Source organism: Pantoea sp. SM3, assembly GCF_000963995.1.
In the GTDB taxonomy this organism is placed as follows: domain Bacteria; phylum Pseudomonadota; class Gammaproteobacteria; order Enterobacterales; family Enterobacteriaceae; genus Pantoea; species Pantoea rwandensis_B.
This window is the reverse complement of record NZ_JZRD01000016.1, coordinates 92,564-110,669: the sequence shown is the minus strand read 5'-3', so window position 1 is coordinate 110,669 and position 18,106 is coordinate 92,564. Positions and strand designations below refer to the sequence as shown.

Genomic DNA, 18,106 nt, shown 5'->3' with positions numbered 1-18,106 from the left:
ATTTTTGAGCAATGCGGAATCGGCGTTGCAGCGCAGTTACAGTGAGAACTGCGAAGCAACGCGAAGGATTAAGTGCGGGTGTCGAACAGGCGGGCGTCGCGCAACAGGTGATCGTTGCCACGACGGCGGGTGAAGCCGCTGCGGTCGAAGAATTCCAGAATCTGTACCGCGATTTTTCGTCCGGTGCCGAGTTGGTTGCGGAAATCGGCGGCGCTGGTGCTGCCACCGTTGGCGTCACGCTGGCGAATCAGATCGGCGAAGATCTGGATCTGGTCGCTGCGGTAGTAGCGATCGCGGACGATCGCCGTGATATGACCGAGGCGCGCGGCGGTGAGCAGCAGGCTGCGAATGGTTTCTTCATCTTGCTGGGTCGCCAGTGCAATGTCGCGTACCCATAGCGGCTGGTCGCTGAACAGTGGGTCGACCTGCTGCCACAGCGTTTCTTCCTGGGGATTGAAGCGCGGTTCGAAGTCAGGCAAATGCAGCCAGCCTTGCCGGTGCTGCAACTGGCCTTGTGAAAGCAGCCGATCGATCAGTGCGATAACCTGTTCCGGCGGCTGGTGGGGGAGAGCCACGCGACGCAAGCGATCGCGACCAATGCCCGGCACTTCAGGGTGCTGCTGATGAAACGCGGTGAGCGCTGCCAGCAGTCGCTGCTGCCAGTCATTGGCCTGTTCTGCAGCCATGATGGCGCTGCCGAGCCGCACGGGCGCCACCTTGTCCAGCAGGTTGGTGAGTGCAACGTCACTCAACTGGCGTGCCCAACTCAACTCGGCCATGTCGACGGGTTGCTGTGCCAGGTGCGCCTGCAAACTCTCTTCATCGGCTTCCGCTGCCGCCAGCTGTTGCAGCCAGCCAAGATAATCAGGATGACGCTTGCCGCGTTTCTTGCTGTTCAGCAGCAGCACCCGTCCGCCACCGAGCGTGAGCTGTGCATTGCTGTCGCGGATAATCAGCCGATCGTTTTCCGCCACCCACAGCGGCTCGTTGAGCACCAGTTCCGCCAGTTCGCCTGCAATCAGATTCAGTCTGCCAGTCACATGGCTGGCGGCATGGTGAAGATGGACTGGCTGCGAGGGATTTTTTAACGGCTGTAGCAAACGCAGCGCCACGATCAGTCGCAGGGTGCCCGAGGGTTGTGGTTGTGCCAGCAGCCAGTCACCGCGCGCAATCTGGTCTTTCTCCACATCGCCAACGATATTCAATGCGATGCGTTCTCCGGCCTGCGCACGTGTGACTTGCTGATTCTGCGCATGCAGAGAACGCACGCGTACGGGTCGATTGAGGCTGCTGAGCCATAAGGTATCGCCCACGCTGACTTCACCCGAAAGGGCGGTGCCGGTGACCACTAATCCGCTGCCTTTGAGGGTAAATGCACGATCAATGGCGAGGCGAAAGCGGCGGTGCGTGTCGATAGACGGTGCGCATAGTTGACCCAAATGCTGGCGCAGCGCGTCGATGCCTTGCTGGGTGGTGCTACTGGTGACAAACTGCGGTACCGCCAGCCAGCCCAGCTGCTGCGTTAACTCCGCCACCTGGTGCTGTACTTCGGCTATGCGTACGGCGTCCACGCGATCTGCTTTGGTCAAGGCAACGCTGAGTGGAGGTTGCCCGGCCAGACTCAGTAGTTGCAAATGCTCACGTGTTTGCGGCATCACACCGTCATCGCACGCCACCACCAATAAGGCATGATGAATACCGCCGATGCCCGCCAGCATATTGGCGAGGAATTTCTCGTGTCCGGGCACATCGATAAAGCCCACAACGCGGCCATCCGGTTGCGGCCAGTAGGCGTAGCCGAGATCGATAGTCATGCCGCGCCGTTTCTCTTCAGGCAGGCGATCGGCATCGACACCGGTGAGCGCCTGTAGCAGCGCGGTTTTACCGTGATCGACGTGTCCAGCGGTGGCGATAATCATGTGGTTAAGGTCCGTATCAGCGCCGCTTCATCTTCAAGGCAGCGCAAATCCAGCCACAGTCTTCCTTCCTGGATGCGGCCAATCACCGGTTGTGATAATGCACGCCAGCGTTGCGCCAGTGCATCCAGCGAGCTGCCGTGAGATTCACGTGGGCTAAACGTGATGGCAAAACTCGGTAAGCGCTCAACGGGTAATGAACCGCTGCCGATTTGCGACGAACAGGCGGCGATATTAATGGAAAAATCAGCGCCATAGGCATGTTCCAGCGCAGGCATCAGTCGTTCGGCCTGCTGCAAAATCTCGTGTGGCGATCGCGTCAACAAACGCAGCGTGGGCAGCGCTTCGCGCAAAGTTTCCGGTTGGCGGTAAAGCTGCAAGGTGGCTTCCAGCGCGGCCAGCGTCATCTTATCCACGCGTAAAGCACGCTTAAGCGGATGCTGTTGCAGCCGATCGATAAGCGCCTGTTTGCCGACGATAATCCCTGCTTGCGGACCGCCCAGCAGTTTATCGCCGGAAAAACTCACCAGATCCACACCGGCGGCAATCAGCTGTTGCGGCATCGGCTCGGCGGGCAAATGAAAAGCGGTCATGTCGATGAGCGAACCGCTGCCTAAATCAGTGATCACCGGCAGCTGATGTTGCGCCGCCAACGCCACCAGCTCGGCTTCCGCAACCGCATGGGTGAAGCCCTGAATCTGGTAGTTGCTGGTATGCACCTTCATCAACAAACCGGTGTTGTCGCTGATGCCAGCACGATAATCTTTCAGATGGGTGCGATTAGTGGTGCCGACTTCAACCAGCTGGCAGCCCGCCTGGCGCATCACATCGGGGATGCGGAACGCACCGCCGATTTCGACCAGCTCACCGCGTGAGACAATCACTTCGCGACCTGGCGCCAGTGCTGCCAGCATCAGCAACACGGCGGCGGCATTGTTATTCACGATACAGGCCGCTTCAGCCCCCGTCAGTTCACACAGCAGCGCACTCACCGCACGATCGCGATGGCCACGTGACGCATCATCCAGCGCATATTCCAGCGTGACCGGCTGGCGCAAGCAGGCAGTGACTGCCTCAATCGCGCGCGCGCTTAACTGCGCACGGCCCAGGTTGGTGTGCAGCACGGTGCCAGTGAGATTGAACACCGGACGCAGCGCGCTTTGTTGCTGCTGTTGCGCGCGGCGCTGCGCTTCCTCTGGCCAGTTAAGATGCCAGCCGGGTAAAGTTTGATGCTGTTGAATATGCGAGCGTGCTTCTTGCTGCATGGCGCGCAGCTGACGGGTGGTAAACGCGGTGCCCGTTTGCAGCAGCAGCGGCTGCATCGCGGGATCGCGCAGCAGGCTGTCGATAGCAGGCAGTTGTGAATACAGTGTTTTCATCGGGTGGCTTAGCTTAGCTGGAAGGCGGAACGGTGCGGGCAAAACTCTCCCGCGCAAACAACGTATCGGCCAGCTTGATCAAGGCCGGGCGGTTCACGCACCAGTTAGGCAGCACCCGACGGAAGTTGAGATAACCGATCATGCAGCCAGTGGCGATGTCGGCCAGATTGAGCGTACCGCTGTTCAGCAGTTCACCCTGAGCCGCTGCCGTTTCCAGCGCATCCAACCCTCGCAAAATTTTCTCGCGATTACGCATTAGCACTTCTTCGGATTGCTGTTCGCCGGGGCGCATTTGTTCGCGCACAATCATCACGGCGGCATCGTTGATGCCATCGGCGAGCTTTTCCAGCTGACGTACCTGCAGAGCGAGCAGGGCGTCATCCGGCAACAGAGCAGGGGCGTCACCGCGTAGCTCAATGACCTGGGCGATAATCGAAGAATCAAACCAGGTGAGATGGTTATCGTCGACCAGTGCAGGTACTTTGCCCAGCGGGTTGTAGTGCGGCACGTGGCTGTCTTCTACCCAAGGCGACTGGTTAACAAATTCGAACACCAGGCCTTTTTCCAACAGGATCACCGAAATTTTGCGGACAAAAGGGCTGGTGTAGCTGCCAATCAGTTTCATCAGGCGTTTCCTTTGCGACAGTGATAGGTACGCAAATTGTAGCGGCGCGATGTATCGCACGTTGTTGTATGGCTCAAAATCAGCGCGATAAATCGTGCCGCGACAGTTCGTAGGACAGCGACAATTTGCTCAATCCCCAGGAAACATAAACGGATTCAGGCTGCTGCGCGCAAAGCCTTCCTGCTCCATACGCGCATCCAGCACCAGCGAGGCCAAATCATCGGCCACCGGTTCCACCGCCGGATCCTTCTCCTGATACAACATCTTCAAATAGGTGCCACAGTCACCACAGCTTTCGGCTTTCACCGCGGCTTTTTCGCTGTCGAGTGACCAGTAGTGCAGGTCGCGCGTTTGCTCGCAGTTGGAGCACTTGCTGCGCACCACATACCATTCACTTTCACACAGATTACAGTGTAGATAACGCAGCCCCTGCTGGCCCACATCCATATGCACCACGCTGGTCACCGGCACGCTGGCGCACACCGGGCAGAATTGACGATGCTCGCCGTATTCTGCGCGGGCTTTGCCGGGGATCAGCGCTGCCATCTGCGCCCAATAGATCGAAAGCGCTGCCCAAATAAACGGGGCTTTATCGCTGCTGACCTGCGCAAAATCCCCCTCCAGTAGCGCGCTGGCCAGGCCTTCCAGCTCGGAAGAGGAGGCTTTTTCCAGGTTCTCCAGCACCGCTAATGCCTGGCCGCTCATCTCGGGCTTCAGCTCGGCAATCAGCGAATGCAGCAGACGCTGCCAGTGGGCATCGCGGGGATAGGTGTGAATATCGAGCGGAGGTTTGCCCTGTTCGGCGCTTTCGGCCAAACGCTGGCGCAAATCGAGTTGCAGCGGGTGATCGTACAGCACGATGTCTTGCGCCTGCGCGATCACTGCAGCAAAACGCAGATAATCGCCCAGCGGATTCTTCGCTGCCAGCTCACGTAAACGCGCTGCACGGCGGCTGTACAGATTTTTCAGCCGAGGGAAAAGTAACGGCGGAACCTGTTCCGCCGTGTTTTTTTCGCCTTTCTCCAGCTGGTCCTGCGGGATAATGCGAATACTCATCAGGGACGTTTTTCCTGTTGTGTTTGGCGTTGGCGCTGCTCACGATACCAGCGTGGATGATGTTTCTTTGCCCACGCGGCCGGCACCCAGCCCTCAACCATGGCAGTAATAGTGCCTTTGACCCACAGGGCCGCATAAATGTGCACCATAATCACCACGATCAATGCCACAGCTGAGACCGAATGCACCACCAAAGCGGCGCGAATCAGCGGAATCGCAAAGGCCCCGGCGAAGTAAGGACGCCAGATAACAATTCCGCTCGCCAGCAGCAAGACTAAGCTGATGATAGCAGCCCAGAACACACACTTCTGCCCGAAGTTGTATTTGCCGGTATCACCCACCTCTTCATTGCGCACGATCTTATTGATGTTTTTCGCCCAGATCAGGTCTTCGCGATTGATCAGATTCTGTTTCCAGTAGCGCAAGAACATGATCAGAAAAGCGGCGAACATCACTACACCGACAAACGGATGCAGGATGCGCGCCAGTTGTGGCGTACCCAGCACGTGCATCAGCCAGTTAAAGGATGGGAAGAAGAAACCCAGCCCGCTCAGGGCTGCCAGAACAAAACAGAACGCCACAATCCAGTGATTGATGCGTTCCGGTGCGCTGTAGCGCACCAGACGATCGCGCTTTTTCATCATTCGCGCTCCTCTTTTTCGTGCAGGTTCTCGTCCTCATCCTCTTCCACCCGGTTCGGCCCGACGCCGACATAGTGGAATACCGAGGCAGCGAAGGTGGCGGCGAAACCGATCGCCGCCAGCGGTTTCCAGATGCCTTTCCAGAAAGTGACCGCCGGACTGATACTCGGGTTTTCCGGCAAACCGTGATACAGCTGCGGTTTGTTGGCATGGTGCAGCACATACATGACATGCGTGCCGCCGACGCCTTCCGGATCGTACAAGCCCGCATTGTCATAGCCGCGCGTATTCAACTCCGCCACGCGTTCTGCCGCCAGCGCCTGCATATCGGTTTTACTACCGAAATGGATGGCGCCGGTCGGGCAGGTTTTCACACACGCCGGTTCCTGACCCACATTGACACGATCGACGCACAGGGTGCATTTATACACGCGGTTGTCATCTTTATTCAGGCGCGGCACGTCGAACGGACAGCCGGCAATGCAGTAGCCGCAGCCAATGCACTGCTCGGACTGAAAATCGACGATGCCGTTGGCGTACTGAATAATCGCGCCTTCGGACGGACAGGCTTTCAGGCAGCCGGGATCGGCGCAGTGCATGCAGCCATCCTTGCGGATAAGCCACTCTAACTTGCCGTTCTCCTCCACTTCTGAGAAGCGCATCACCGTCCAGGATTTGGCGGTCAGATCCGCTGGGTTGTCATACACCCCAACGTTATGCCCAACCTCATCGCGGATGTCGTTCCACTCTGAACACGCCACCTGGCAGGCTTTGCAACCGATGCAGGTGGTCACGTCGATCAGCTTCGCCACCTCCTGCTGATGATTACGCGCCTGCGGGGCAGGCGTGAAACCATTGGTGGCGGAGCGGCGGATAATGTCTTGTGATTGATAAGCCATCTACGTTCTCCTACACCTTCTCAACGTTAACCAGGAACGCCTTGAACTCTGGCGTTTGCGTGTTGGCATCACCGACAAACGGCGTCAGGGTATTGGCGATAAAGCCTTTCTTCGCAATGCCCTGATAGCCCCAGTGAATCGGAATGCCGACGGTATCGACGGTTTTGCCATCCACATCGAGTGGGCGCAGGCGTTTGGTGACCACCGCTTTGGCTTTGATAAAACCGCGATTGGAGCTCACTTTCACCGTATCGCCCTGCACGATGCCCAGCTTGTTGGCCAGCTTCTCACCAATCTCCACAAACTGCTCCGGCTGCGCGATGGCATTGAGCAACGCGTGTTTGGTCCAGTAGTGGAAATGCTCGGTGAGACGATACGTGGTGCCGACATACGGGAACTGCTCGGCTTTCCCCATCGCCGCCAGATCGTCTTTGAACACGCGTGCTGCCGGGTTCGAAATGACGTTCGGATGCAGTGGATTCGTGCCGAGTGGCGTTTCAAACGGCTCGTAATGTTCCGGGAACGGACCTTCGGCCATTTTATCGAGTGCGAACAGGCGGCCCATGCCTTCTGGCTGCATGATAAACGGCCCGACATTGCTGCCCGGTGCGGCGGTGCTGTAGTCCGGAATATCCATACCGCCCCATTTGCTGCCATCCCATTTGAGGATTTGCCGTTTCGGATCCCACGGGTTGCCCTGTGGATCGGCCGATGCACGGTTGTAGAGGATGCGTCGATTGAGCGGCCATGCCCAACTCCAGTTCAGCGTATTGCCCAATCCACTCGGATCGGTGTTATCACGCCGCGCCATCTGGTTGCCATCTGGCGTCCAGCTGCCTGCAAATATCCAGCAGCCGCTGCTGGTGCTGCCGTCATCTTTCAACTGGGCAAAACTGCTGAGCTGCTGGCCTTTTTTCACCAGCAACGTGCCTTTGTCATCGAACACATCCGCCAGCGCTTTGCCGTTGCTCTCCATCGCCACTTCTTCCGAAGCCGGGTTATCAGGCGTCTGGTAGTTCCATGTCATGTTCAGCACCTGCTCCGGCAAGGCACCGCCTTCGCTGGCGTACATTTTGCGCAGACGGCTGTAAATACCGGAGAGTATTTCACCGTCATTCAGCGCTTCGCCCGGCGCATCCTGACCTTTAAAGTGCCACTGCAGCCAGCGTCCGGAGTTGACGATGGAGCCATTCTCTTCGGCAAAGCAGGTGGAGGGCAGGCGGAACACTTCGGTCTGAATCTTCGCCGGATCAACATCGTTGAACTCGCCGTGGTTTTGCCAGAAGGTCGAGGTTTCGGTGTTAAGCGGGTCGATGGTCACCAGGAATTTCAGTTTCGACAGCGAATCGATCACTTTGCGTTTGTTCGGGAACGACGCGACCGGGTTAAAGCCCTGGCATAAATAGCCGTTTACTTTCCCCTGCGACATCATCTCGAAGTACTGCAAAACGTCGTAGCCCTTGTCCCACTTCGGCAGCCAGTCGAAGCCCCAGCTATTCTCGGCCTGCGCTTTGTCGCCAAAGAAGGCTTTCATCATGCTGACAAAGAATTTCGGGTAGTTACCCCAGTAGTTCACCTGGCCGGGTAGCGTCGGTTTCGGCGTATTGGCCGCGAGATAGGTTTGCAGATCGGTCTGTTTCTCCGACGGCAACGTCATATAACCTGGCAAACTTTGCGACAGCAGGCCGAGATCGGTGAGCCCCTGAATATTGGAGTGTCCGCGCAGCGCATTGACGCCGCCCCCAGCCATGCCCATGTTGCCGAGCAACAGCTGGATCATCGCCATGGTGCGGATGTTTTGCGCACCGACCGAGTGCTGCGTCCAGCCCAGTGCATACAGGAATGAGGTGGTGCGATCGCGCGCGCTGGTTTCACCGATCAGCTCGCAGACATGCAGGAAGTCGTCTTTTGGTGTGCCACAAATACGTGACACCATTTCTGGCGTGTAACGGCTAACGTGCTGTTTCAGCAGATTCCACACGCAGCGCGGGTGTTGCAGGCTGTCATCGCGTTTGGCAAAGCCGTCATCGCCCAACTCGTAGTTCCAGCTGGTTTTGTCATATTTGCGATTGGCTTCGTCGTAGCCGCTGAACAGGCCGTCATCAAAATGATAGTCCTCGCGCACAATCAGGCTGGCGTTGGTGTACGCCTGCACATATTCATGCTGGATTTTGTCATTTTGCATCAGCCACAGCAGCACGCCCGACAGGAAAGCAATGTCGGTGCCGGAACGAATCGGCGTGTAAAAGTCTGCCACCGATGCCGTACGCGTGAAGCGCGGATCGATAACAATCAATTTGGCTTTGTTGTGAATCTTGGCTTCCATCGCCCAGCGGAATCCCACAGGATGCGCTTCAGCGGCGTTACCGCCCATCACAACGATCAGATTGGCATTACGGATGTCGACCCAGTGGTTGGTCATCGCACCGCGACCAAATGTTGGAGCAAGACTTGCTACCGTTGGTCCGTGTCAAACGCGTGCCTGGTTGTCGACCGCTAACATGCCGAGCGATCGGGTAAATTTCTGGGTTAAATAGCCGGTTTCATTGCTGGACGCGGAGGCGCACAGCATGCCTGATGAGAGCCAGCGGTTCACGGTAACGCCTGCAGCGTTTTGCGCGATAAAGTTGGCGTCGCGATCCGCTTTCAGCAGTTTAGCGATACGATCAAAGGCGTCATCCCAACTGATACGCTGCCATTTATCTGAACCTGGCGCGCGGTATTCGGGGTAGTGCAGGCGGCTTTCACTGTGGACAAAATCCAGCAGGCCAGCGCCTTTCGGGCACAATGCACCGCGGCTCACCGGATGGTCTGGATCGCCTTCAATGTGGAAAATGGTCTCTTTGGCGTTTTTCGCGCCGTCACCGAGGCTATACATTAATAAGCCACAGCCCACTGAGCAGTAAGTGCAGGTGTTGCGGGTTTCGCGGGCACGCAGCAGCTTGTACTGTCGCGTTTCCGCCAGCGCCACCTCTGGCGTAAAGCCGAGGAGTGCTGCCGATGTCCCTGCCATACCGCCAGCACAGATTTTGAAGAATTTTCTTCGGCTGACGTTCATGAATAATCCTTGAGTCGACATTGCTACAATTTGCCTGCGTCATCCAAATGGTCGCTGCATGACCTTCACCCATTCGTTTCTGTCGCTTACGGGTGTAAGCTCCCGACTTGAAAGGGCTTGCTGCCTTGTCACCATCCGAATGACGGGCAAAAATTTTTTTGTGATGCGTTGGGCCGAGGTTCACAATGACCCAACTAACAGTGTGAGAATAGCAGCAGAATAATACCACTGCTTTAATATGGTTGTTGTCCGAGGCGAGCAAAGTGAAAGTCAAAGCACAGGAAAGTCATCAGAGTGTGATTGAGATCTCAGGCGCAGTGCAGGCGCAGGTGCGTCAGCGGCGTGATATCAGCACGTCTGAAACCGACTGGCTGGCACAAGAGGTGCCGATCGCGCTGGTGTATAACGGCATTTCCCATGTGGTGATGATGGCCACGCCCAACGATCTCGAGGCGTTTGCGCTCGGTTTCTCACTCTCAGAAGGCATTATTGAGAAGCCTGATGAGATCTTCGGCATGGATGTGGTGCCCGGCTGCAACGGTATCGAAGTGCAGATCGAACTCTCCAGCCGCCGTTTTATGGCACTGAAAGAGCAGCGTCGTGCCATGGCGGGGCGCACCGGCTGCGGTGTGTGCGGCGTGGAACAGCTCGACCAGATTGGAAAACCGCTGCAACCGCTGCCGTTTACCCAAACCTTCGATCTGGCGAACCTCGATAGCGGGCTGGCGCAACTGCGCAATTACCAACCCATCGGCAATCTTACCGGATGCACGCACGCGGCGGCATGGATGTCGCCGCAGGGGGAATTGCTCGGTGGCTGCGAAGACGTGGGCCGCCATGTGGCGCTGGATAAACTGCTGGGGCATCGCAGTCAGCAGCCGTGGCAACAAGGTGCTGTGTTAGTCTCCAGCCGCGCCAGTTATGAGATGGTGCAGAAATCAGCGATGTGCGGCGTAGAGATATTATTTGCGGTATCTGCTGCGACCCAACTTGCCGTTGAGGTCGCCGAGCGTTGTCACTTAACGCTGATAGGGTTTAGTAAACCGGGACGCGCTACGGTGTATAGCCATCCACAGCGCCTGATTTAAACCACCTGTACCTGTGGCAGCGCCTGTTGGAGCGCGGCTAATGCGCCGGGTTTGGCGGGGCCGCTGTCGCAAATCAGCAAATCCACGTCTCCAATCGGCGCATATACCGTGCGACTGATCACTCCCAGCTTGCTGTGATCCGCCAGTAAAAAGGTGCGCGAAGCCTGCTGCACCATGGCGCGGGCGATCGCCGCTTCGTGTGGATGGAAACTGCTGGCACCATTTTTGGCATCAATGCCAACCGGTGACAGCAGGGCAACGTCGGCGCGATAGCGGTAAATCTCGTTGACCGTGATTTCACCGCGCGTCTGCTGTGCACCTGCCATCATCATTCCGCCCAGCAAAATCACCTGATTATTCAGCGTTTCATGTTCTTCGGCGGCGCTCAGCGCCAGCGCAGCCTGCAAACTGTTAGTGATAATGGTTAAGCCGGCCATGCTGCGCAGCTGCTCCGCCAGCATGGTGGTGGTGGTGCCGGCATCGAGAAACAGCGTTTGGCCCGGCTGCAAATGCTGCGCAGCCGCTATGGCAATCGAACGCTTCTCTTTTGCCTGGGCACTGCGGCGCACTTGCAGCGGTGCTTCCGGCTGGCTATCTACCGCTACTAAACCGCCATGCACCCGTCGGGCTAAACCCTGCGCTTCCAGCTCAATAATGTCTCGCCGTGCCGTTTCCCGCGAAATACCCAGCTCATTGATAATGCGCTCGGTGCTGACCTGATGCTGCGTGGTCAGCAGGGCTCGAATGCGGTGTAAGCGGGTTTCCTGCAGCATGACTTTTCCCTGTAGCGTAATAATCTGGGCCTAAGCTTACCTGAGTGTCATTATGGCGTCATGTGTATTTAGTTGTATTTGTGTATTTGGTTGCATTTCTCGTTAAAGCAGGCATGATGGTGACAACGGTCACACATCATGCACCCCTTTCACCTTCGCAACGGGAGTTACCATGGCTACACGTTCCACCATCATGGACACCAACAGTTTTCGTGCTGAGCACGCCGACGGTCTGGATGCAGCAACCCGCCAGCTGACGGACAAGCGCAGCAAAGTGTTGGGCGAGTCGTATCGCCTGTTTTATCGTAAGCCGGTGCATCTGGTGCGCGGTGAAGGGCAGTATCTGTGGGATGCCGCAGGTAACAAATATCTCGATGTGTACAACAACGTGGCCAGCATTGGCCACTGCCATCCGGCGGTGATCGAAGCGGTAAACCAGCAGATGAAGATGCTGAATACCCACACCCGCTATCTGCACGAACGCATTCTTGATTACACTGAAGAGCTGCTGGCAACCACGCCAGACGCTATCGACCGTGCCATGTATATGTGCACCGGATCAGAAGCTAACGATTTGGCCATTCGCGTGGCGCGTGCTTTCAGCGGCGGTACAGGCATCATCGTGTCGCAGGAAGCCTATCACGGCACCAGCGATCTCACCTCTGGCGTCTCTCCGGCACTGGGCAGCGGGCAGCCACTGGCGGCCACGACACGCCTGGTTTCGCCGCCGGATGCTTATCGTGTCAATACACCGGATCTCGGTGAATGGTTTGCCAACGAAATTCAGAAACAGATTGATGACATGAAAGCGCACGGCATTAAGTTTGCTGGCTTCCTCGCCGATTCAATCTTCTCTTCCGATGGTGTTTTGCCGAACCCTCGCGGTTTCCTGCAAAAAGCGGTGGATGTGGTGCACGCTAACGGCGGTATTTTCATTGCCGATGAAGTGCAGCCAGGCTTTGGTCGTACCGGTGATGCATTCTGGGGCTTTGCCCGTCACGGCGTGGTGCCGGATGTGGTCACCACCGGTAAACCGATGGGTAACGGTATTCCGGTTTCCGGCCTGCTGGCGAAGAGTCATGTGCTGGCGGCGTTTAGTGACGATATCCCTTACTTCAATACCTTTGGCGGCAACCCGGTTGCTATGGCGGCGGCGCAGGCGGTCCTGACGGTGATTAAAGAAGAGGGCTTGCAAGAGCACAGCCGCGTGGTCGGAGCTAAACTGCTCGCCGAGTTGCAGAAGCTGATGGATCGCCATGAAAGCATTGGCGATGTGCGCGGAGCAGGGCTGTTTATCGGCTTTGAACTGGTGCAGGATCGGGAGAGCAAAACGCCGGATAAAGCGCTGGCGCTGGACCTTACCGAGAAGCTGCGCGATCACCATGTATTGACGTCGGTGGCCGGGCCGTACGGCAACGTACTGAAGCTACGCCCACCATTGGCGTTCCAGGAATCGGATATTGATTGGCTGGTGGGTGCGCTGGATAAGTCACTGACTGAGCTGGGTCGGTAAACCAGGACGGTTGGCTTAAGGCGGTTTCAGGATGATGAACCGGGTCGCCATTCATGGCGACCCGGCTGATAATCAGCACAATTTACTCCGGGTGCATACCTGCAAAGAGTCAGGCGGCTGCGGTCTCGGTCGCAAAAATGCTTTCCATCTTCTGCCATGCCTGTGCGACATCGTCATCCAGATTGAACAAACCTGATGTGCCAACGATAAACACATCCACCCCTGACGCGGCAATCTGCTTAAAGGTGCGCGCATTGCAGGAACCATCAATCTCGGTCAGATAGTGATAACCGTGCTCTTCGCGCAGGGCAATCAGCTGGCGAATCTTGTTCAGTGTTTCCGGGATAAATTTCTGCCCCGCAAAGCCAGGGTCCACCGACATCACCGTAACCTTATCCAGCAGATGTGCATACTCACGAATGCTCTCGGCAGGTGTTGCCGGATTTAATACCACGCCGCAGCGACGGCCCGCTTCTTTGATCTGATTCAGCAGACGGAATATTTTGTTATTCGCTGTTTCTGGATGGAAGCTAATAATATCCGCACCCGCTTCGATACACATCGGAATAATATCTTCCGGGTGGTTCACCATTAAATGCACATCAATCGGCACATCGGTGATCTTACGCAGATTCTCGATAAAGAACGGCGATAACGTAATATTTTTAACGTAGCTGCCATCCATAATATCGACATGATAAAAAGCCGCAGTGCTATTCATCGCTTCGATCTGTTCACGAAAGCGGGTGAGATCCATGCACATTAATGACGGTGAAAATTGAGCGTTCATTGTTTATTTCCTCATTACATAATCCAGCGCCCGCAGGCGCTGTTTATGACATCAATGGAAGAATGAAATAATGTGGCCGAGTACGATGCCGACAATACCGAAGTCCGCGTCGCCAAAGGTGGTGGAAGCAAAGCCCAGGTCGCCCATCAGCGGCAGCAGAATCGCAGGCAGGAAGGAGATCAGCAGCCCTTGTACAAAGGAGCCGACCACCGCGCCGCGACGTCCACCCGTAATGTTGCCGTAGACACCCGCGGTGGCACCGCAGAAGAAGTGGGGCACCAGACCAGGAACAATCACGCTCAGACCAAACAGTGGGCACAGGAACATGCTGATCAGACCGGCGGAGAAACTGCACAGGAAGCCGATGATCACCGCATTCGGCGCAAACGGGAACACCGTTGGGCAGTCCAGCGCCGGTTTGGCGTTAGGCACTAACTTATCCGCGATGCCTTTGAAGGCGGGCACGATCTCGGCAATCACCATACGCACACCGGCGAGAATGATATAAACGCCCGCCGCAAAGGTGATGGACTGAATAATCGCGAACACGATGAAGTTCTGACCGCCGCTCACCTGACTTTCGGTGAACTCTTTACCCGCCACCAACACCAGCGCGATAAACAGAATCATCATGGTCAGCGAAATCGCGACCGAGGAGTCACGCAGGAAGTTGAGGGTTTTCGGCACCTTCAACTCTTCGGTGGATGGACTGCCTTTGCCCACCGCTTTACCGACCAGCGCAGACAGCAGGTAACCGGTCGAGCCGAAGTGGCCGAGCGCCAAATCGTCCGAATTGGTGATTTTACGTGTGAACGGCTGCAGAATCGCCGGGCACACCACCATCATGGTGCCGAGAATCAGTGAGCCGATGAGCACCAGCCAGAAGCCATGTACGCCGCCGACGGAAAGAATCACTGCCAGCATCGCCGACATATAGAGCGTGTGATGACCGGTCAGGAAGATGTACTTCAGCGGGGTGATACGCGCCAGCAGGATGTTCACCAGCATACCGAACACCATGATCATCGCGGTTTCAGTGCCGTAACTCTTCTGCGCCAGCGCGGCCATCGCATCAGTATTCGGCACGACACCCTGAATATTGAACGAGTGCTCAAACAGCTGGCTGAAAATAGTCAGTGTTGCCGCAATCAGGTTGGCCCCGGCGATAAGAATCACAAAGCCCATGATGGTTTTCAGCGTGCCGGAAATCACATCCGACACCGGTTTCTTTTGCAGTAATAAACCAATCAGGGAAAAAAGGCCGACAAGTATTGCGGGTGTTCCGAGAACATCCTTGATGATAAATTGCAGCATAATTACTCCATGTGAGTAAAATCGGGCTATTACAGATTTTCCGCCAGGATTTCTTTAATTTTGGCGTTATCTAATAAATTCGTCAGACCAAATACCTGCGCGCTATGCCCGGATAACTGATCGGCAATATCTTTGGCGCTGATGATTAAATCAGCCTGCTCAGATTTCGCCGTGGTTAAATCGGTATGGCCCACTTCAGCCTCTTTACCTAATTCCGCCACAATTTTCTTCACGTTCATTTCCACAATAAAGCTGCTGCCTAAACCATTACCGCACACAATCAGGACTTTTTTCATAATAGGATTCTCTGGTGGTTAATTTGTAATAACAGCTTCAATCGCTGGTAGGGTTGCCGCCGTCAGCAATTGCTGCAGGCGAGATTCGTCACTGAATACTTCGGCCAATGCTGTGATCATCTGGATATGATCGTCGCCGGAAACGGCGCACAGCATAATCACCACATGCACCGGATCGTTTTCATCCGCTGCAAAACTCACACCGTTCTTCACATGCAGCAACGATAAGCCGTTCTTACGCGCGCCCTGTTCTGGACGGGCATGCGGCATCGCCAGCCCGGGTGCCAGTACATAGTAAGGCCCCAGTTCGGCATGCGAAGTGAAGATGGCATCGAGGTAAGCCGGGGTGATCGCCCCTTCGGCCAGCAGCGGCTCAGCGGATAAACGTACCGCGTCCTGCCAGTCGCTGACCTGTTCTACGATGCGAATATGTTGCGGTGTCAGCCATTGAGTGAGCATCAGTAATTCCTGGTTATTCGTCGATGGAGTGCACTTTAGGTGATTTTATCACCGCTTTTCTGTGATGATTGTCGCAAAAGTTAGCGCTAACACCGGTGTTGTTAAAAAATGTGTTATCGCTAACATTTTTGTGCAGCCCATTTGTCATCGTTGCAAGCACCTGACATGCTCGGAGATTCTGAAAATACTCAGCAGGTGAGGCGTGCCCGAATCTGTGGTGATTAACGTGGCACGTTGGCGCATTTGGTTTTAAGCTGCGTGCGGGTAATGGTGGTAAGTCAGCTAGGAGAAGGCATGGCAGAGAAAAAACGGCGCGGTACCGGCAAAAGCACACTGGCCGATGTTGCCCGTTTGGTCGGCGTGAGCACCATGACGGCATCACGTGCGTTACGCATGCCGGAAAAAGTCTCGCCTGAAATCCGCGCCAAAATTGATGCGGCCGTCGCCGAACTGGCCTATGTGCCAAATATTCAGGCGCGTAATCTGGCGTCGGCATCGTCTAAGCTGATCACCATGGTGGTGCCTTCGTTCGCCACGCCGGGCAGTGCAATTGTGTCGGAAGCGCTGCAAGAGATTCTGCGTCCGCAGGGTTACAACATGATGCTGGCGGAAGCCAACCACTCGGCGGCGGAAGAGAGCGAGTTGATCGAGATGCTGCTCTCCTATAATCCGGCGGCGATGGTACATTTCAACTTCGACAATGCCGCCGAAGCCCATCGTTTGTTGAGTAATTCCGGCCTGCCAGTGATGGATATCGGCGGTGTGCATCAGGAATCTGCGGGAATTAGTATCGGCGTGGATTTTGCCAAAGCGATTCGCCAGCTGGTGCAAAGTTTGGTCGAGCGCGGCTATCGTCATCTCGGCTTGTTGTGCACGCAAACCAATACCACGATTTTCCGCCAGCTGCTGAATGGCTGGCACAGTGGCATGCTGGCAGCGAATCAGGCGCCGCACCGCGTGGTCACCTCGCCGAAAATGCCTACCTTTGCCGCCGGGCATAGCCTGCTGGCTCAGATCCGGCTCACCTGGCCTGAGCTGGATGTGCTGATTTGTACCAGTGACGAAGTGGCGTGTGGCGCCATCATGGCTTGCCACGCCGCAGGCATCTCAATTCCCAGCCAGCTGGCGATCGCCAGCATCGGTGGTGGCCCACTGGCGGCGGTTTGCTCGCCGCCGCTGACCAGCGTTGTACTGCCCTATGAAGAGATGGGGCGCATGGCAGGCAAGCGCTTACTCGCCGCATTGAAGGGAGATGAGCCACCCGCCCTCAACGAACTGCCGGTGCAGCTGAAGTTGCGTGCCAGTACGCACAAGATTTAACCCTGCGGCCCAGCTAACAGACGATGTCACGCTATGTGCGGTGCTTTTCCCAGATTGATCAAATCCTTATCATTACTAAGGCATTGATAACCCTTTTACCGATCATGATTTTAACTATAATGATCCGACTGCTTACGCGGCACCCTGTTGAGGTGATGCTGCAAAACACTAAATGGAGAGGAAGAACATGAGTTATTCACTGCCATCCCTGCCTTACGCGTACGACGCACTGGAACCACACTTCGACAAGCAGACGATGGAAATCCATCACTCTAAACACCACCAGGCTTACGTTAACAACGCGAATGCAGCGCTGGAAGGGTCCGAATTCGCTAACCTGCCGGTTGAAGAACTGATCGCTAAACTGGATCAGCTGCCAGCAGACAAAAAAGGTCCACTGCGTAACAACGCGGGCGGCCACGCAAACCACAGCTTCTTCTGGAAAGGCCTGAAACTGGGCACCAGCCTGCAGGGCGAACTAAAAGCTGCTATCGAAAAAGATTTCGGCAGCGTTGAAGCTTTCCAGGCTGAGTTTGAGAAAGCCGCTACCACTCGCTTCGGCTCAGGCTGGGCGTGGCTGGTGAAAAAGGGCGACAAGCTGGCTGTGGTTTCAACCGCTAACCAGGATAGCCCGCTGATGGGTGAAGCCATTTCTGGCGCATCCGGTGAGCCAATCATCGGTCTGGATGTGTGGGAACACGCTTACTACCTGAAGTATCAGAACAAACGTCCTGATTACATCAAAGCATTCTGGAACGTGGTGAACTGGGACGAAGCGGCTGCACGTTTCGCTGCTGCTAAGTAAGTTCAGGCGAGAGCCAACGCACAAAACCGGTGAAGCTGCTTCACCGGTTTTTTTCTTTACGAAAGTTAAACACTTCTTAAACCACTTCAAGATTATCTCTTCTGACAATACCGTTACGGTCGTTATTAACCTGCCGTTGATAATTTGGGGCATACAGTAGCCGCAGTTGATCAC

General features: G+C 55.9%; 16 protein-coding genes. 4 read left to right on the top strand and 12 right to left on the bottom strand.

Annotated features, from left to right (window positions below):
• Positions 1-68: 68 nt before the first annotated feature.
• From selB to fdnG, 7 genes are all read right to left on the bottom strand, one after another.
• Positions 69-1,919, bottom strand: coding sequence for a selenocysteine-specific translation elongation factor (gene selB / locus VI01_RS10260; RefSeq protein ID WP_045815045.1), 1,851 nt, complete (start codon positions 1,917-1,919; stop codon positions 69-71).
• Positions 1,916-3,295 (bottom strand): L-seryl-tRNA(Sec) selenium transferase, encoded by a 1,380-nt coding sequence (gene selA / locus VI01_RS10255; protein WP_045815044.1) that lies wholly within the window; start codon positions 3,293-3,295, stop codon positions 1,916-1,918. The genes selB and selA overlap by 4 nt, the downstream gene beginning before the upstream one ends.
• Before the next feature lie 13 nt (positions 3,296-3,308).
• On the bottom strand, positions 3,309-3,920 hold the full coding sequence (locus VI01_RS10250; RefSeq protein WP_045815043.1) for a glutathione S-transferase: 612 nt from the start codon (positions 3,918-3,920) through the stop codon (positions 3,309-3,311).
• A 129-nt stretch (positions 3,921-4,049) separates the two neighbouring features.
• A complete protein-coding gene (gene fdhE, locus VI01_RS10245) occupies positions 4,050-4,976 on the bottom strand; it encodes a formate dehydrogenase accessory protein FdhE (protein ID WP_045815042.1) in 927 nt (308 codons plus the stop codon).
• A complete protein-coding gene (fdoI, locus tag VI01_RS10240) occupies positions 4,976-5,617 on the bottom strand; it encodes a formate dehydrogenase cytochrome b556 subunit (protein ID WP_045815103.1) in 642 nt (213 codons plus the stop codon). Before fdoI ends, fdhE begins: the two co-directional genes overlap by 1 nt.
• Positions 5,617-6,516, bottom strand: a complete 900-nt coding sequence (gene fdxH, locus VI01_RS10235) for a formate dehydrogenase subunit beta (RefSeq protein WP_045815041.1) — start codon at positions 6,514-6,516, stop codon at positions 5,617-5,619. The genes fdoI and fdxH overlap by 1 nt, the downstream gene beginning before the upstream one ends.
• Positions 6,517-6,526: 10 nt before the next feature.
• Positions 6,527-9,574, bottom strand: coding sequence for a formate dehydrogenase-N subunit alpha (gene fdnG / locus VI01_RS10230; protein ID WP_156149350.1), 3,048 nt, complete (start codon positions 9,572-9,574; stop codon positions 6,527-6,529).
• Positions 9,575-9,879: 305 nt separating this feature from the next.
• Between fdnG and fdhD the strand changes: the two genes are divergently transcribed.
• Positions 9,880-10,662 (top strand): formate dehydrogenase accessory sulfurtransferase FdhD, encoded by a 783-nt coding sequence (gene fdhD, locus VI01_RS10220; RefSeq protein WP_231638497.1) that lies wholly within the window; start codon positions 9,880-9,882, stop codon positions 10,660-10,662.
• Here the strand turns inward: fdhD and VI01_RS10215 are convergent.
• Positions 10,659-11,435, bottom strand: coding sequence for a DeoR/GlpR family DNA-binding transcription regulator (locus VI01_RS10215; RefSeq protein WP_045815039.1), 777 nt, complete (start codon positions 11,433-11,435; stop codon positions 10,659-10,661). The genes fdhD and VI01_RS10215 overlap by 4 nt on opposite strands.
• A gap of 172 nt (positions 11,436-11,607) precedes the next feature.
• On the opposite strand from VI01_RS10215, the gene VI01_RS10210 reads away from it, so the two are divergent.
• Positions 11,608-12,948, top strand: coding sequence for an aspartate aminotransferase family protein (locus VI01_RS10210; protein WP_045815038.1), 1,341 nt, complete (start codon positions 11,608-11,610; stop codon positions 12,946-12,948).
• 109 nt (positions 12,949-13,057) lie between these two features.
• Here VI01_RS10210 and alsE read toward each other — a convergent pair whose 3' ends face one another.
• The 4 genes from alsE to VI01_RS10190 are packed head-to-tail and all read right to left on the bottom strand — an operon-like array spanning position 13,058 to position 15,807.
• Positions 13,058-13,738 (bottom strand): D-allulose 6-phosphate 3-epimerase, encoded by a 681-nt coding sequence (gene alsE / locus VI01_RS10205; RefSeq protein ID WP_045815037.1) that lies wholly within the window; start codon positions 13,736-13,738, stop codon positions 13,058-13,060.
• A gap of 51 nt (positions 13,739-13,789) precedes the next feature.
• Positions 13,790-15,052, bottom strand: coding sequence for a PTS ascorbate transporter subunit IIC (locus tag VI01_RS10200; protein ID WP_034827723.1), 1,263 nt, complete (start codon positions 15,050-15,052; stop codon positions 13,790-13,792).
• 29 nt (positions 15,053-15,081) lie between these two features.
• Positions 15,082-15,348, bottom strand: a complete 267-nt coding sequence (locus VI01_RS10195) for a PTS sugar transporter subunit IIB (protein WP_034827725.1) — start codon at positions 15,346-15,348, stop codon at positions 15,082-15,084.
• Positions 15,349-15,366: 18 nt separating this feature from the next.
• Positions 15,367-15,807 carry a PTS sugar transporter subunit IIA gene (locus VI01_RS10190; protein WP_034827726.1) on the bottom strand — a complete coding sequence of 147 codons (441 nt, stop codon included), beginning with the start codon at positions 15,805-15,807 and terminating at the stop codon, positions 15,367-15,369.
• A gap of 294 nt (positions 15,808-16,101) precedes the next feature.
• Here VI01_RS10190 and VI01_RS10185 point away from each other — a divergent pair, with 294 nt between their 5' ends.
• Together VI01_RS10185 and sodA are read left to right on the top strand one after the other, a co-directional pair.
• Complete coding sequence (locus VI01_RS10185; protein ID WP_045815036.1) at positions 16,102-17,127, top strand: LacI family DNA-binding transcriptional regulator; 1,026 nt, start codon at positions 16,102-16,104, stop codon at positions 17,125-17,127.
• Positions 17,128-17,314: 187 nt separating this feature from the next.
• Complete coding sequence (gene sodA, locus VI01_RS10180; RefSeq protein ID WP_038643878.1) at positions 17,315-17,932, top strand: superoxide dismutase [Mn]; 618 nt, start codon at positions 17,315-17,317, stop codon at positions 17,930-17,932.
• Positions 17,933-18,106 lie beyond the last annotated feature (174 nt).